Raw genomic sequence first — 15,073 nt, 5'->3', positions numbered from 1 at the left:
CTGAAGGGAAAGTTTCGTTTCTTTCCATCAGACGTTTTTTTGTGTGTTTTCTAAGGCGAACTGTAAACAAGCTGTAACGTTTTAACGCTTTCCAATGAAGGCTTTTCCGTTATAATTAGTGAAGTGTATTCTCAGAGAGGGGTTTTTTGAATAATGTTTGGATCATTCAGCCGTGAAATCGGCATTGACTTAGGTACGGCTAACACGCTCGTGTATGTAAAGGGGCAAGGAATCGTCGTCCGCGAACCGTCCGTCGTCGCTTTCCGTACGGATACAGGAAAAATTGAAGCGGTCGGTAACGCAGCGAAAAACATGATCGGTCGTACGCCGGGTAACGTGACAGCACGACGCCCGATGAAAGACGGGGTTATCGCGGATTATGAAACAACCGCTACGATGATCAAATACTTCATGGATCAAGCTTCGAAGAAAAAAGGTTTGTTCTCTTCAAAAACAAACGTCATGATCTGTGTACCAAGTGGGATCACATCGGTCGAAAAACGTGCGGTTGAAGATGCAGCGAAACTTGCCGGAGCGCGTGAAGCGTACACGATTGAAGAACCATTTGCAGCAGCAATCGGTGCAGGTCTTCCGGTTTCAGAACCAACAGGATCGATGGTTGTTGATATCGGCGGTGGTACGACGGAAGTTGCTGTTATCTCACTCGGTGGTATCGTCACGAGTCAATCGATTCGTGTCGGTGGAGACGAGATGGATGAATCCATCATTCGTTACATCAAGTCGAAATACAACCTGATGATCGGGGAGCGGACAGCTGAGACGTTGAAAATGACAATCGGTTACGCACGCATCGATGAAGAATCAGAAAATGAAACGATGGAGATCCGTGGACGCGATCTCGTGACAGGTCTTCCAAAACAGATTGAAGTCACAAGTGCCGAAATTTGTGATGCACTTTCAGATACGGTCGATGCGATTCTTGCGGGTGTCAAGCACACGCTTGAGCAGACACCTCCTGAATTATCAGCAGACGTCATGGACCGCGGTATCGTTCTGACTGGCGGTGGGGCTCTCTTAAAGAACCTCGATGCTGTCATCGAAGACGAAACACGTATTTTGACACTCGTTGCAGAAAATGCACTCGATTGTGTCGCAATCGGTACAGGAAAATCACTCGAGATGATGAATGTTCTTCGTTCGAAATCAGGCATCTCGCAAAAAAGATAAGGACGGGATGAGCGATGAAGCGATTTTTAAACAATCGAAAACTGCTCATCACACTCCTTAGTTTTCTCCTTTTGGTGATTTTGATCGGCATTTCGCTGCAAGGGCGTAACCAATCCCACTGGTATCAAAGCTTCGTGCGTGATACCGCGGGCGTCGGTCAACGCCTTTTCGCGACACCGATTGGCTGGATTGATGATACGGTCACTTCGATTAGAGAAGTGCGTGACGTGTACAAAGAGAACGAACACTTGAAATCACGATTGAATGACTATGCTGGTAATGCGGTCAAAGTCCGTGATCTTGAGCGTGAGAATAAAGAATTGAAGGATATGCTCGACCTGAACGGATCGATCCGTGACTACAAGTTGTTACCGGCAGAGATGATTGGTCGGACGGCATCTGAATGGCAACGGTTCGTGACGATCAACATCGGTGAACAAAAGGGTGTTAAGGCGAATATGGCCGTTGTAACAGCAGACGGACTAATTGGTCGCGTCATCCAAGCGAGCGCCTATACGTCTCTCGTACAGTTGATGTCGGATACGAGTCGCACGAATAACGTCTCGGCAACGGCTGATGATACGAAGGGAAAAGGTGTTTTCGGTACGATCGAGGGGTTTGATGAAGAAACGAAATTACTCAAGTTCACGAAAATTCCGAACGACGCGAAACTGAAAAAAGGGCAGACCGTCACGACGTCAGGTCTTGGTGGAAAGTATCCGAGTGGAATCGTCATCGGAAAAATCACGGAAGTGAAATCCGATCAGTATGGGGCTTCAAAAATCGCATACGTCAAACCGGCAGCAGACTTCGAACAGTTCGGTCATGTCTTCGTGATTGAACGCGAAGCGAAGGAACCTTTCGCTGAGACCGATAAGGGAGGGGACACTCGTGAATAACGTTAAGTTGTTTTTCGCCGTGTTCCTTCTTTTCATCTTGGAAGGAACGCTGTTCGCAGGACCTCTTGGAGATGGATCGCCATATGTCATTCATGCGACATTGATCGGATTGATGTTCCTTGGTCGATATGGAAAACTCGAACAGGCACTCGGATTCGGACTCGTCTTCGGATTGTTGTATGATTTCGTCTATTCGGATATCATCGGCATTTACTTATTTGCGTTATCCGCCATTCCGCTTTTTAGTAGCTTCGTGCTAAAATATGTAAAGGAGAACGTATTAACGATTCTTGTCACGTTCACGTTCAGTGCCATTTTGTATGAACTCGATATATATTTCTTCACGGCTTCGGTCGTGGGTGTCGGAGTCTCCTTCCAGGAACTCGCGACACAGATCATTCCAAGGAGTCTGGTTGCGCAGTTGATCGGGATCATCATCCTGTATTATCCGATGACCCGACTCGTGCAGTCGACCCTTGACGAGAAAAGAGGATGAGTCATGATTGAGCGTAAACGTTATGTAACGATGAAAGGTCATCGTGGTGGCCTCGCCGTCTATGTGAATGAAAGGTGCAGTGTGGATGAATTTCTTGACGATTTAGAGTTGACGCTTGCGGACAAATCCGTCGAGAACGGACGCGCCGTACCGATCACCTTCTTCTTCGGTCGACGTTATGTCGATGAAGGGGTGTTGACGGCCGTCGAATCTATCGTCGCGCGACATGATTCCTTCTCTTTCAAAGGTTATGACAGTGAGTGCATCACGAAGGACGAGGCAAAAGCCTTGTACGGAGAGCGAACGTTCCACTATTTCGGTGGCACGGCACGCAGTGGGCACGTATTAGACGTCGAAGGCTCGATCGTCATCATCGGAGATATCAATCCGGGAGCGGTCGTCCATGCGACAGGAAGTATCTATTGTCTCGGTGCGTTACGGGGGACCGTTCATGCCGGGAAAGGTGGCAATACGGAAGCCGTCATCGCGGCGAGCGTGTTGCAACCGAAGTGGATTGCGGTCGCTGGCACCGTCCATGAGGAACCGGAGGACGCACCGATTCCTGCTCTCGATATGGGTTGTGCATTTTTAGGTGAAGACGGGGTCGAATTCTCCCGCCTTCAAACCGTTCCGCTCGCGCGGATGGATCAGTTTGCGATTGATAGTGAAAGAGGGTGACGGATATGGAACAAGTGAAAGAACAGGTACATATGGAGGCGAAGACGAACATGGGACGCGCCATCGTCGTCACATCCGGTAAAGGTGGTGTCGGTAAGACAACGACGACTGCGAACATCGGAACAGCACTTGCATTGATGGGACATTCCGTTTGTCTCGTCGATACGGATATCGGGTTACGCAATCTGGATATCGTGCTTGGTCTCGATAACCGGAGTATCTATAACATCGTTGACGTCGTGACGGGGCAATGTAAGTTGCACCAAGCGCTCGTCCGCGATAAACGTTTTGAAGAGATGTATCTGTTGCCTGCTGCTCAATCAAAGGATAAGTCCTCCGTCACACCCGAACAGGTGAAGGCAATCATCGATACACTGAAACTTGAATACGACTTCGTTTTGATCGACTGCCCTGCCGGAATCGAACAAGGCTTCATGAATGCAATCGCAGGAGCCGATGAAGCCGTCGTCGTGACGACACCGGAAAAAGCAGCCGTTCAGGATGCGGACCGGATCATCGGGATGCTCGAGCGCTCAGAACGTAACATCGTTCCGAAACTCGTCATTAATCGGGTGCGGTCACACATGATGGCATCAGGTGATATGCTCGACATCGATGAGATCATGCGTATTCTTTCGATTGATCTACTTGGTCTGATCATCGATGATGAAGAAGTCATCGCCGCTTCCCACCGTGGTGTGCCTGTGACGATGAATCCAGATAACCGGGCTGGACTCGGATACCGAAACATCGCCCGCCGGATTCTTGGAGAATCCGTGCCACTGCTTGATTTAAACGAACAACCGCAAAAAGGCTTCTTCGTCAAATTGAAGAAGATGCTTGGGATGAAATAAGAATGGGAAATTAGACTAGGACGACAGCGTCGTGCCTAGTCTAATTTTTTTGGAGGGATCAGTATGCGATGGATTAGTGAACAGACCGCTTCGCTTGAACGATTAGCATTGGTCGAAGGCGGTCGATTGATTGAATATCATGAACGGATGCGTGACGAGATCCGGGTCGGCACATTCGTCTATGCCAAGGTCGATCGGTTGCATCCGACGCTCGGGGCAGCCTTTTTGATCGCGACTGACGGTACACCGCTTTATTTACCGCTAAATGAGACGGTGGAAGCACTTCGCCGCTATCCGGACGTACCAACGATTGGACAAGCCGTCCAGGTCGGACAGACGTTACTTGTCCAGGTCGTCAAGGAAGGGGTCGCACCAAAACAACATAAGGTGACGCAGAATATCACCTATGGTGGACGTTATCTTGTCTATTTTCCATACGGTCGCCGCATCCGTTTCAGTCGGAAGCTGGATCTCGTCGTTCAGCGTCAACTGGCGGAGCAATTGACGACGACAGAAGAAGAAGGAATTCTTTACCGGACGGAAGCAGCGAAAGCATCAATCGATGAATTGAAACAAGAGCTACAGTCATTACGGACACGTCACAAAGAACTTTTACAGGTGCCGCGTCTTGAACAAGATGAGGCACTTATCGTCCAAGAAGCGAAACGACTTCCACACGTCACCGATGCACTCGTCATGACACGTCAGGAAAAGGAACGCCTGGAATTGCTCGGTCTGTCCGTCGAACGCTCGCTACGAAAAGGACGCTTACCCGAGATGGAAGCGATCGACGGGGCAATCGAAAAAGCGATGCAACGGGTCGTCTGGCTCGACGGAGGAGCGTATCTCTTGATTGAAGAGGTTGAGACGATGACTGTCATCGACGTCAACAGTGGGAAGACGATCTCCGTCAAGGAACAAAAGCGGACGTTTGATCAAATCAATGAAGCGGCTGCTGTCGAAGTCATGCGGCAATTACGGTTGCGCAACATCAGTGGCATGATTGCAATCGATTTCCTCCGTGGCTCTAGTAAAGGTCAGACACGTGTGACCCAACTCCTCAAAGAACGGGCGGCGCTCGAGACGAAACAAATCGAAGTCTATGGATTTACGAAGATGGGTTTATGCGAGCTGACACGACAACGTCACGGGAAATCGCTACAGGAACGTTCACAGGAATCCGGTCAGTGGACACGTTTAAGCGTCTATCGCTTGATTGAACCGAAGTTGCTTGAGATCGCGACCTATGCGGAAGCAGTCGTGATTCGTGCACCACGGCATCTGTTGCAAGACGAATTCATCTCCCGTCAACCACTCGAAGTCCATGTGCTCGAAGGGGATCCAGCTGTTCTGTTCACGGGGTCGTCACAGGACTGTCTCGATTTCATTAAACGATCGGAATAATCCTTCAGAACAGCATTGACAAGGTGGAAGAACGTTTGGTATTCTGAATAACGTTAGTTCGTTTGGAAGCACCCAAATGACTACAACCGCACAGACCGGGTTTTAAAGCATCCGCTGCCCGTGATGGCGAGTCTGAGTTCCTAAGAGGAGGTGCACGTAATGTACGCAATTATCAAAACTGGTGGTAAACAAGTCAAAGTCGAAGCTGGCCAAGAAATCTACGTTGAGAAATTAAACGCAGACGTCGACAGCACAGTTGAATTTGGTGAAGTATTGATCCTTGGTGGTGACGATGTTAAAGTCGGCGCTCCACTCGTAGAAGGTGCGAAGGTCGTAGCAACGGTCATCAAACACGCTCGCGCGAAAAAGATCACTGTCTTCAAAATGAAAGCGAAAAAGAACTACCGTCGTAAGCAAGGTCACCGTCAACCTTACACGAAGGTCCGCATCGAGAAAATCGAAGCGTAAGCCATGATACGTGTCAAGATTCGACGAGATGAAGCGGAACTCGTCCGCTCCATCGAAGTGACAGGACATGCCGAGTTCGCAGAACCAGGTCTCGACCTTGTCTGTGCCGGCGTCTCGTCGGTGATCTTCGGGGCATACAATGCCATAGAAGCATTACTCGGGCAGGTCCTGCTCCTTGAAATGGCAGAACAACAAGAGGGTGGCTACTTTTATGTAGAACCGTACGCTGACTTAGCACCGGATGTCAGTGAACGCACTCAATTGTTATTGGAAGCGACTTTGGTCCAACTTGGTACCATCGCTGAAAGTTACGGTGAGTTTATCCAACTTGAACAAGTATAGGAGGTGGATTCCACATGTTGAAACTTAATCTTCAGTTCTTCGCATCGAAAAAAGGGGTAGGTTCGACAAAGAACGGTCGTGACTCGCAATCGAAACGCCTTGGGGCGAAACGTGCAGACGGTCAAACTGTTTCTGCTGGTTCAATCCTCTACCGTCAACGCGGTACGAAGATTCACCCAGGTATGAACGTCGGACGTGGTGGCGATGATACACTTTTCGCAACTGCAACTGGTGTCGTTCGTTTCGAACGTCTCGGACGCGACAAGAAACAAGTCAGCGTTTACCCAGCATAAGGATCGACGAAGCAGACTCTAGCCACTTTCGAGGGTTAGGGTCTGTTTTTTTAGGAGGGAACGACCGATGGAGGAACAGCAGGTACTTGATCTTTTGAAGACTCTTCGTCACGAGTGGTTGAACCGGATACAACTCGTCCGTTCGTATGGCGCGATCGGAGACGAACAAGCAGTCGAGTCGATCTGTTCGGCGTACCGGGAGCAAGCATCTCGGGAAGGACGTCTAGCGCGAATCGGATTGCCGAAAACCGCACTGGCGTTACTGCAAGCTGAATGGTCAGGCAAAACTGTGACGTATGATGTCATCGGAGCACCCCACATGGAAGATGAGCGGTTGAAGCAACTCGTCGAAGCAGCCATCGCCATGATTGATGTAGGAGTAGGAGAAGTATCCGTGACCTTCCACGAGGGCGTGACCATCGAGATCTATCGGGATCTACTAGATATGTCGCGCCTTGAGGATCTAGTGACGCCGATGGAAATCGAGTCGCAGACGGAAAATGAGTGTGTGATTGAGATTGAAAGTCTTCCGTTTGAGGAAGAGAAGTAAGAGGAGGGATCCGACATGTTTGTCGATCAGGTAAATATTTATGTAAAAGCAGGTGACGGAGGACGTGGGCAAGTAGCGTTCCGTCGTGAGAAATACGTTCCGGACGGCGGTCCTGCCGGCGGTGACGGTGGTCACGGGGCTCACGTCGTCCTAGAAGTCGACGAAGGGCTTCGGACATTGATGGACTTCCGTTACAAACGTCACTTTAAAGCGGTTCAAGGTGAAAACGGCATGTCAAAAGGGATGCACGGTCGTAAAGCCGAGCATCTAATCGTCAAGGTTCCACCGGGCACGGTCGTCTACGATGACGATACGAATGCGGTCATCGCTGACCTCGTCCATCACGGACAACAAGCAATCGTCGCAAAAGGCGGACGTGGCGGACGTGGGAATACACGTTTTGCGACACCAGCTAACCCAGCACCTGAGCACGCTGAAAACGGTGAGCCAGGGGAAGAGAAATACTTGAAACTTGAGCTGAAGATGCTAGCAGACGTCGGTCTCGTCGGTTTCCCGAGTGTCGGAAAATCAACGATGTTATCGGTCGTTTCAGCAGCACGCCCGAAAATCGGCGCGTATCACTTCACGACGATCACACCGAACATCGGTGTCGTCGAAACGGAAGATAGCCGTAGCTTCGTCATGGCTGACTTGCCAGGATTGATCGAAGGTGCAAGTGAAGGCGTCGGACTCGGTCACCAGTTCCTGCGTCACGTCGAGCGGACGAAAGTCATCGTCCACGTCATCGACATGAGTGGGATGGAAGGTCGCGATCCAATCGAAGACTACAACATCATCAATAAAGAGCTCGCGGACTATAATCTGCGCTTAACAGAGCGTCCGCAAGTCGTCGTCGCGAACAAGATGGACATGCCGGATGCGGCAGAACATCTTGAAGCTTTCAAGGAAGCTTTCCCAGAGCTTGAAGTATTCGAGATTTCAGCAGCAACACGTCAAGGGTTACGCGATCTGTTATTCCGAATCGCTGACCTCGTCGATGCAACACCAGAATTCGGTCTTGAGGAACTCGAAGAGAAAACTGCGACACCACGTGTCGTCTACGGTTACGAAGCACCAGAAGCTGGCTTTACGATTACGAAAGATGAAGACGATTGTTTCGTCATCAAAGGACCACGCATCGAAAAACTCTTCACGATGACGAACTTCATGCGTGAAGAATCGATTAAACGTTTCGCTCGGACACTGCGTCAAATGGGTGTCGACGAAGAGTTGCGTCGTCTTGGTGCGATTGACGGCGATGTCGTTCGTATCCGTGATTTCGAGTTCGAATTCGTCGAGTCATCATTCTAAGCGGTTCATTCCATTAGGAAACGGAGTGTGAAAGCATCGTGGACCCATTGCCCATGATTTCAGTCGTTTGGTTAATTCCGATTCTCATGTTATCCGCATTCTTTTCCTCAGCCGAGACGGCACTCGCGAGTGTCAACCGGTTGCGGTTGTTGCATCAATCGGAAGCAGGGGACGCGCGTGCGTCCCGTGTATTCCGCTTACTTCAACGCTACGAAGAGACACTGACGTCGATTTTGATTGGGAATACGATTGTCAACGTCGCCTTTATCTTATTTGGTGGCTGGTGGATCATCCAGTTCGTCGAGACGATCGCAACACAAACCGTTGCCTTTCTTGCGCTATTTTTCCTGTTGCTGTTGTTCGGAGAATTGATACCGAAGTCGTATGCTCGTGAACATACGGAACGTTACGTGTTATTGATCGGACGTCCACTGCGTTTCTTCTTACTGTGCTTTCGACCGCTCGTTTTCCTGTTACTCCGCTTACGCCAATTGGCGCTACGGTTGATTGGAGCGGATCCGAAAGGACCGCTCGTGACCGAACAGGAACTCAAGGCACTCGTTGATATCAGTCAGGAAGAGGGCATCATGGGGCTTGCAGAGGCTGAACTCGTTCATCAAGCAGTTGATTTTCAACATGCGACAGTCGAGGATGCGTTGACGCCACGGATGGATATTCAAGCGATTGATATCGATGCACGGCTCGAAGACATCCTTGCAGAAGTCCAAAAGGGCGGCTATTCTCGTCTACCGGTCTATAAGGATTCGATTGATCACGTCATCGGTGTCTTATCGGAGCGGGACTTTCTGCGTGCATACGTGAAGAACGGCTCCCTTGATATCCGAGAATGGATTCGACCGGTATCGTTTGTCGTGCCACAGACACGATTGATGGATTTATTGCCGGAACTTAAAGTCAAGCAGTCCCATATGGCAGTCGTCCTTGATGAGTTCGGAGGGACGGCAGGTTTGATCACCCTTGAGGATATTTTAGAAGAAATCGTTGGGGAGATTTGGGATGAACACGATGAATCGTTGGAATACACGAAACGGATTGGTCCAGAGCAATACGAATGTCTAGCGGAGTATGACATTGAAGACTTCTGTCAGCAATTTCAATTGACGATGCCGGACACGGACGCCCAGTCTCTTGGGGGATGGATCATGGAGGAGAGCGGACAATTGCCGGACGTCGGAACGGCGATGCGTTATGAACGTGTCACGTTGACCGTCTTGCATATCGAAAACCGACGCGTCCGCAAAGTCTTAGCAACGTTCGATCCGCCATCTACGATGCCGGAGACACGACTTGAACCGATTGAACGATAAAAAAACCGCTTATTCCTTAGGAATAGGCGGTTTTTTTATGTTCAGACATCGAGCTCCGAAACGAGAATTCCGAGACGATCGAGTTTAGCAATAGCGGCTTCCAGTGCGTCTTCATGATCCGCCTCAAGCGTATGAATATGGACGCCGTCCGTCAGGCTCGAGAGTGGAGTAGCTTGCGTCTCATGTAACTGCTCTAGCAGTACACGGACGTCTCGGCGGCTTTTTAGCATCAATTCTCCAGTGATGAAGCCGTAGACGGGATGTTCGATAATGACATCGCGGATGACGACCCCTTCGTCAACAATGGCGTCACACTCATCCTTTAATTGATCGATGCCGTGACGACAAACGATCTTGCGACGTAATTTTGAACCGTCGACTTCCGGATCGTTGATCAAATAGCCACGAGCTGTCGCGATGACAGGATATCCTTTTGCCTTTAACAAGGATAAATCCTGCACGATCACTTGGCGACTGACACCTGCTTGTTTCGCCAGTGCCGTTCCTGTAACAGGTTGCTCACTTTCCTCAATCATACGAAGTAATGATTTCCGGCGTTCTTCTCCGGAGATGCGTTTCCCCATCATGTCTCCTACCTTTCTTCAGTGTCATGAGATCGTGTTCAACACATCAATGCACTGTTCGATTTCTTCGTTCGTCGTCTGTCTTCCAAAACTGAGTCGTATCAACCCATGAGCCGCTGATTCGTCAAAGCCGATGGCACGTAATGTCGCATTCGGACCGTTTTCTCCAGCACGACAAGCACTACCAGCGGAAACCGCGATTCCAGCACGATTCAAGGCGAGCAATGCGTATTGACCATCGCGTTGCTTCGTATGAATGGCGCAGATGGAAGCGAGTTGCGTCGGCGACTCGATGATCGTGTAACGAGACGAAGACAATGTTTTTTTTAGCATACCACGAAATCGACGGCTTGAAGCTTGGATTCCTGGATTTTCGAAGCGAGACGCCTCACAGGCAGCGATGAACGCAGCAATTCCTGGAACGTCGACTGTGCCTGGACGGATTCCGAATTCGTGATGTCCCTCGTAATATGGGCTGAAGAGCGGACGCCGTAAATACAAAGCACCCAATCCTTTTGGTCCATACACTTTATGACTACTCATCGTGTAGGCATCAAAAGTGTCGATGTTGATTGCATCCTTTAAAAATCCTTGGACACCATCGCAATGAAACAGAATCTCGCGCGATTGACAGTATGCTGCAATCCGTTCGACCGGAAAGCGAAAACCCGTATCCGAATTGACATGTTGAATCGAGACAACACCGATTTCATCCGTACAAGCTGCGACGAATTGTTCCCAATCGAACGTTCCGTCCGGTAATAAAGAAAGGTGTCGTGTTTCTTGTGCCCAGCGCGCAAGCGGAAGCAAGACCGAGTCGTGTTCACATCGAAGTGTCAAGACAACTGATTTGTTACTCTGTCGCATCAGATGGGTCAAAGCGATATAGTTTGCTTCTGAACCGCTCCCTGTAAAGATGACGGTTCCTTCTTGTTGAGCCAATTGTTGCATCAGATACTGACGGGCTCGTTCGAGTAAACGTTCAGCGTTGCCACCGATGTCATGAAGAGAAGAACTGTTGCCGTAGAACGACTGAGCGGCTTGTTGATAATGATCGAGTGCTTGTGGATGCAGCGGAGTCGTCGCTGCGTAATCGAGATAAATCATGAAAAAATCCTGTCCTTTCGTCTTGTCACTCAGCTAAAAGTATGCCAAACTTATTGTCAAGTCAATAGTAAACATTTAGATATAGAGGTGTAAAACATATGTCTTTACATAAAAGACTTGAGACGGATGTGTTGATCATTGGAACAGGGCTCGCCGCAATATCGGTCGCTCTGCATCTTCCATCCGGAACGGAAGCGTTGCTTGTCACAAAAGGTACGCGGTTTGAGACAAATTCCGTTCGAGCACAAGGTGGGATTGCTTCCGCTTATGCAGAAGACAATCATCGTGGTCACTTTGAAGATACGTGCCAAGCAGCAAAAGGGCGTTTCAATCCGTCCGTCGTCGATTACGTCACTCGATCGGGAACCGAGGCGATGGAATTCTTGTTACGACAAGGCGTTCCATTCGATCAATCCGAGGGAGAGTTTTTGCTCGGTCGTGAAGGAGCGCATCGTTTGTCGCGGATTTATCACTGTGACGGGGACGAGACTGGTAAACGGATCATGGAGACGTTGATGCCGCGAGTACCATTTCCGATTCTTGAGCAGACGTGTATCACGGAGTTGATTCAAGTCAACGGGCAGGTAGTAGGTGCAGTCGGATATAGCGAGGGAGAGCCAATCGAGATTGTGGCGCGCGCGACGATTCTTGCGACCGGTGGAGTGGGTGGATTATTCGCGGCGTCGACGAATGATCCTTTGATTCAAGGAGACGGGATTGCGCTCGCCTTTGAAGCGGGGGCGACGATTCGTGATCTCGGTTATATCCAGCATCATCCGACGGTACTCGTTCATGCTGGTCGTTCGGAAGGTTTGATCACGGAAGCACTACGAGGTGCAGGAGCGACGCTTGTAACGAAAAATGGTGACCGGATCATGGCGGATCATCCGATGCAAGATTTAGCAGCGCGAGATGAAGTCGCAAAACGAATCCATGAGGTGCGAAAATGTGAACCAGTCTATCTCGATACGTCAAACGTCGTCGACCGGACGAAACGGTTTCCAACGTTTGTTGAAAAATGTGAAAAACTGAACATAAATCCGGATCTCGTTGAAATTGCACCAGGCATTCATTTCTTGATGGGCGGGATCGAAACGGATCTGACGGGGCAGACACATGTCGAAGGACTTTACGCGGTCGGTGAGACGGCATCGATTGGACTACACGGTCGAAATCGTCTGGCGTCGAACTCGCTCCTTGAATGTGTTGTCATGGGGAAAGCAGTAGCAGAACAGCTCGAGTTGTTACCGGAACTTTTAGTAAAACAAGTGAAACGACGCCCGGGAACACTTCGTTCCGTAACAGACCGTCTATCAAAGGTCATTGGTGTCGAAATGGATATTAAGCAAATAGAAGATAGTTTAGAAGAGTTAAAAAGCTGGACATTAGACGAATCTGGACAGGAAGCGGAAGAGAATCGATTACGTCATGTAACGGCATGTCTGTTGCTTGAAGGGGCGCGAAGTCGGTTGACAGGAGAGGATGAGAACGTTGAACAAGTGGCAGTTACGGCAACAACTGGAGGCATTTTTAATCGAGGACATCGGACAGTGGGATATCACGAGTGAAGGATGTCTGACGGGACAAGAACGCGGGACCGGTCGTTTTTTAGCAAAGGAAGACGGTGTCTTTTGCGGAGTAGACATCATTCAGGAGATGGCGCATCTCTTACAAGTCGACGTGACGATTCATGTAGCGGAAGGGACGATCGTCACGAGAGGAACACTCCTTGCCGAGTGGTCTGGCTCGTTACAGGATATTTTAAGCGGAGAACGGGTCGCCTTAAACCTAGTGCAACGCTTATCCGGGATCGCGACGAAGACACGTCAAGCGGTCGAGGTAGCAGCAGGACGAATCCGAATCACGGATACACGCAAGACGACCCCTGGATTACGAATGCTAGAAAAACATGCCGTTCGCGTCGGTGGTGGCTATAGTCATCGCGGACGACTCGATGACGCGGTCATGATCAAGGACAACCACATCACGGTCGCGGGATCGATTACGGAAGCGGTGATGCGAGCAAAACGTGTCGCGGGACATACGACACCAATCGAAGTTGAAGTCGAGACGGAAGCGGAAGTGCTTGAGGCAGTGGCTGCAGAAGTCGATATCATCATGCTCGATAATCGGACGCCAGCAGAAATTAAACAGCTCCGGCAATTGATTCCACCGCATATCACAATCGAACTATCCGGTGGGATCACGGTAGACACATTATCGGACTTCGCGGATAGCGGAGCAGACGTCATCTCACTTGGAGCACTTACTCATTCAGCAACAGCACTCGATATCAGCATGAAAATCGAAGGAGGAAAAAAAGATGTCATTTGATCTATTACGTCACGAGGGAATTCCGGCGTCATACTTACAGCAATCAGAAGCAGACTTGATCGCGATTATCGAAGGGGTCAAAGAACGGATGGGCAGTCGCTTATTCTTACCTGCCCACCACTACCAAAAGGATGAAGTTGTCCAGTTCGCGGATGCGACGGGAGATTCGCTCCAGCTCGCGCAAGTCGCGAAGCAGATGACAGAAGCGGAATATACAGTCTTTTGTGGCGTCCACTTCATGGCAGAGACGGCAGATATGCTAACCGATGCGTCGCATACGGTCGTTTTGCCTGACATGCGTGCTGGCTGTTCGATGGCAGATATGGCGAATGATACGCAAACGGAGCGTGCTTTTACGATCTTGACGGAACGATTTGGGGAGTCGATTTTACCGTTGACGTATGTCAATTCGACGGCAGCGATCAAAGCATTCGTCGGTCGTCACGGTGGGGCGACGGTGACGTCATCGAACGCTGTCCAGATGGTCGAGTGGGCGCTTGCTGAACGCGACATCTTATTCTTCCTGCCGGATCAACACCTCGGTCGAAATACGGCGCACGCACTCGGAATTCCGTTAGAACAGATGGCGATTTGGGATCCGATCAAGGACGAACTCGTTTTTGATGGGGAGGACCAGGACGTCCGCGTCATCTTATGGAAAGGACACTGTTCGGTGCATGAGAAATTCACGGTCGGTCAGATTGAACAGTTCCGCAAGACGGATCCGGAACGAAAGATTCTCGTCCACCCGGAATGCTCGCATGAAGTCGTGACGGCGTCAGATCTCAACGGATCAACGGCGTACATCATTCAACAAATCGAACAGGCTGCTCCCGGAACGAAGTGGGCGATCGGAACAGAGATGAACCTCGTCAATCGACTCGCGTCGACGCATCCGGAACTCGATATCGTATCGCTCAATCCATTCATGTGTCCGTGTTTGACGATGAACCGGATCGACTTACCGCACTTGGCGTGGGCGCTCGAACAAGTCGAAGCAGGTGACCCGGTCAACATCATCACGGTCGATGCAGAGACGACGCGGCATGCCGTGTTGGCACTCGAACGGATGCTTGCGCGTTCATAAAATAAAGGGGGAGAGCGTGGTCGTGCAACGATCACGCTTTTTTGTCTTCGGATTGAGAGAGCGAACATATGTATTGATTTTTGCTGAAGAACGCTTTGAAGCCAAACGAAGATGTATGCTACAATAACACGAGAGTTTGTTTAAGGATGG

17 protein-coding genes and 1 other annotated feature are annotated in these 15,073 nt (G+C 49.9%); of the genes, 15 read left to right on the top strand and 2 right to left on the bottom strand.

The features are described 5' to 3' along the window. The first annotated feature begins 153 nt into the window (after positions 1–153). From KNQ12_RS04325 to KNQ12_RS04270, 12 genes are all read left to right on the top strand, one after another. Positions 154–1,188, top strand: coding sequence for a rod shape-determining protein (locus tag KNQ12_RS04325; RefSeq protein ID WP_023468951.1), 1,035 nt, complete (start codon positions 154–156; stop codon positions 1,186–1,188). Between the two features lie 14 nt (positions 1,189–1,202). Beyond that, positions 1,203–2,087, top strand: coding sequence for a rod shape-determining protein MreC (gene mreC, locus KNQ12_RS04320; protein WP_023468950.1), 885 nt, complete (start codon positions 1,203–1,205; stop codon positions 2,085–2,087). Continuing rightward, complete coding sequence (gene mreD / locus KNQ12_RS04315) at positions 2,080–2,583, top strand: rod shape-determining protein MreD (RefSeq protein ID WP_023468949.1); 504 nt, start codon at positions 2,080–2,082, stop codon at positions 2,581–2,583. The genes mreC and mreD overlap by 8 nt, the downstream gene beginning before the upstream one ends. A 3-nt stretch (positions 2,584–2,586) precedes the next feature. After that, positions 2,587–3,261 (top strand): septum site-determining protein MinC, encoded by a 675-nt coding sequence (locus tag KNQ12_RS04310; protein ID WP_023468948.1) that lies wholly within the window; start codon positions 2,587–2,589, stop codon positions 3,259–3,261. A 50-nt stretch (positions 3,262–3,311) separates the two neighbouring features. After that, a complete protein-coding gene (gene minD / locus KNQ12_RS04305) occupies positions 3,312–4,115 on the top strand; it encodes a septum site-determining protein MinD (protein WP_029342255.1) in 804 nt (267 codons plus the stop codon). A gap of 63 nt (positions 4,116–4,178) precedes the next feature. Continuing rightward, on the top strand, positions 4,179–5,519 hold the full coding sequence (locus KNQ12_RS04300) for a ribonuclease E/G (RefSeq protein ID WP_214746507.1): 1,341 nt from the start codon (positions 4,179–4,181) through the stop codon (positions 5,517–5,519). Positions 5,520–5,593: 74 nt separating this feature from the next. Beyond that, positions 5,594–5,663 (top strand) — a sequence feature (ribosomal protein L21 leader region). A 15-nt stretch (positions 5,664–5,678) separates the two neighbouring features. Next, positions 5,679–5,987 carry a 50S ribosomal protein L21 gene (gene rplU, locus KNQ12_RS04295; protein WP_012370978.1) on the top strand — a complete coding sequence of 103 codons (309 nt, stop codon included), beginning with the start codon at positions 5,679–5,681 and terminating at the stop codon, positions 5,985–5,987. 3 nt (positions 5,988–5,990) lie between these two features. After that, positions 5,991–6,329, top strand: a complete 339-nt coding sequence (locus KNQ12_RS04290; RefSeq protein WP_023468945.1) for a ribosomal-processing cysteine protease Prp — start codon at positions 5,991–5,993, stop codon at positions 6,327–6,329. A 14-nt stretch (positions 6,330–6,343) separates the two neighbouring features. Further along, entirely contained in the window at positions 6,344–6,622 is a 279-nt protein-coding gene (rpmA, locus tag KNQ12_RS04285; protein ID WP_012370976.1) for a 50S ribosomal protein L27, read from the top strand. A gap of 67 nt (positions 6,623–6,689) precedes the next feature. Further along, positions 6,690–7,172: a Spo0B domain-containing protein gene (locus KNQ12_RS04280; protein ID WP_023468944.1), complete on the top strand. Its 483-nt coding sequence runs from the start codon at positions 6,690–6,692 to the stop codon at positions 7,170–7,172. Between the two features lie 15 nt (positions 7,173–7,187). After that, a complete protein-coding gene (obgE, locus tag KNQ12_RS04275; RefSeq protein WP_149427670.1) occupies positions 7,188–8,483 on the top strand; it encodes a GTPase ObgE in 1,296 nt (431 codons plus the stop codon). A 53-nt stretch (positions 8,484–8,536) separates the two neighbouring features. After that, positions 8,537–9,811: a hemolysin family protein gene (locus KNQ12_RS04270; protein WP_251055705.1), complete on the top strand. Its 1,275-nt coding sequence runs from the start codon at positions 8,537–8,539 to the stop codon at positions 9,809–9,811. A gap of 41 nt (positions 9,812–9,852) precedes the next feature. Here the strand turns inward: KNQ12_RS04270 and KNQ12_RS04265 are convergent, their stop codons facing one another. Together KNQ12_RS04265 and KNQ12_RS04260 are read right to left on the bottom strand one after the other, a co-directional pair. Then, complete coding sequence (locus tag KNQ12_RS04265; protein ID WP_058713797.1) at positions 9,853–10,395, bottom strand: transcription repressor NadR; 543 nt, start codon at positions 10,393–10,395, stop codon at positions 9,853–9,855. Between the two features lie 24 nt (positions 10,396–10,419). Further along, positions 10,420–11,502 (bottom strand): cysteine desulfurase family protein, encoded by a 1,083-nt coding sequence (locus KNQ12_RS04260; RefSeq protein WP_214746501.1) that lies wholly within the window; start codon positions 11,500–11,502, stop codon positions 10,420–10,422. A gap of 98 nt (positions 11,503–11,600) precedes the next feature. On the opposite strand from KNQ12_RS04260, the gene KNQ12_RS04255 reads away from it, so the two are divergent. Genes KNQ12_RS04255 through nadA form a run of 3 tightly spaced genes read left to right on the top strand, consistent with a single transcriptional unit; the run spans position 11,601 to position 14,923 of the window. After that, positions 11,601–13,070 carry an L-aspartate oxidase gene (locus KNQ12_RS04255; protein ID WP_214746498.1) on the top strand — a complete coding sequence of 490 codons (1,470 nt, stop codon included), beginning with the start codon at positions 11,601–11,603 and terminating at the stop codon, positions 13,068–13,070. Beyond that, positions 12,985–13,836, top strand: coding sequence for a carboxylating nicotinate-nucleotide diphosphorylase (gene nadC, locus KNQ12_RS04250; protein ID WP_323678781.1), 852 nt, complete (start codon positions 12,985–12,987; stop codon positions 13,834–13,836). Before KNQ12_RS04255 ends, nadC begins: the two co-directional genes overlap by 86 nt. Then, positions 13,826–14,923 carry a quinolinate synthase NadA gene (gene nadA / locus KNQ12_RS04245; RefSeq protein ID WP_214746495.1) on the top strand — a complete coding sequence of 366 codons (1,098 nt, stop codon included), beginning with the start codon at positions 13,826–13,828 and terminating at the stop codon, positions 14,921–14,923. The genes nadC and nadA overlap by 11 nt, the downstream gene beginning before the upstream one ends. Positions 14,924–15,073 lie beyond the last annotated feature (150 nt).

This window comes from Exiguobacterium sp. s11 (assembly GCF_018619015.1).
GTDB lineage: Bacteria > Bacillota > Bacilli > Exiguobacteriales > Exiguobacteriaceae > Exiguobacterium_A > Exiguobacterium_A indicum.
Note: the sequence above shows the minus strand (reverse complement) of the source record. Positions and strands in the feature narration are given on the sequence as shown.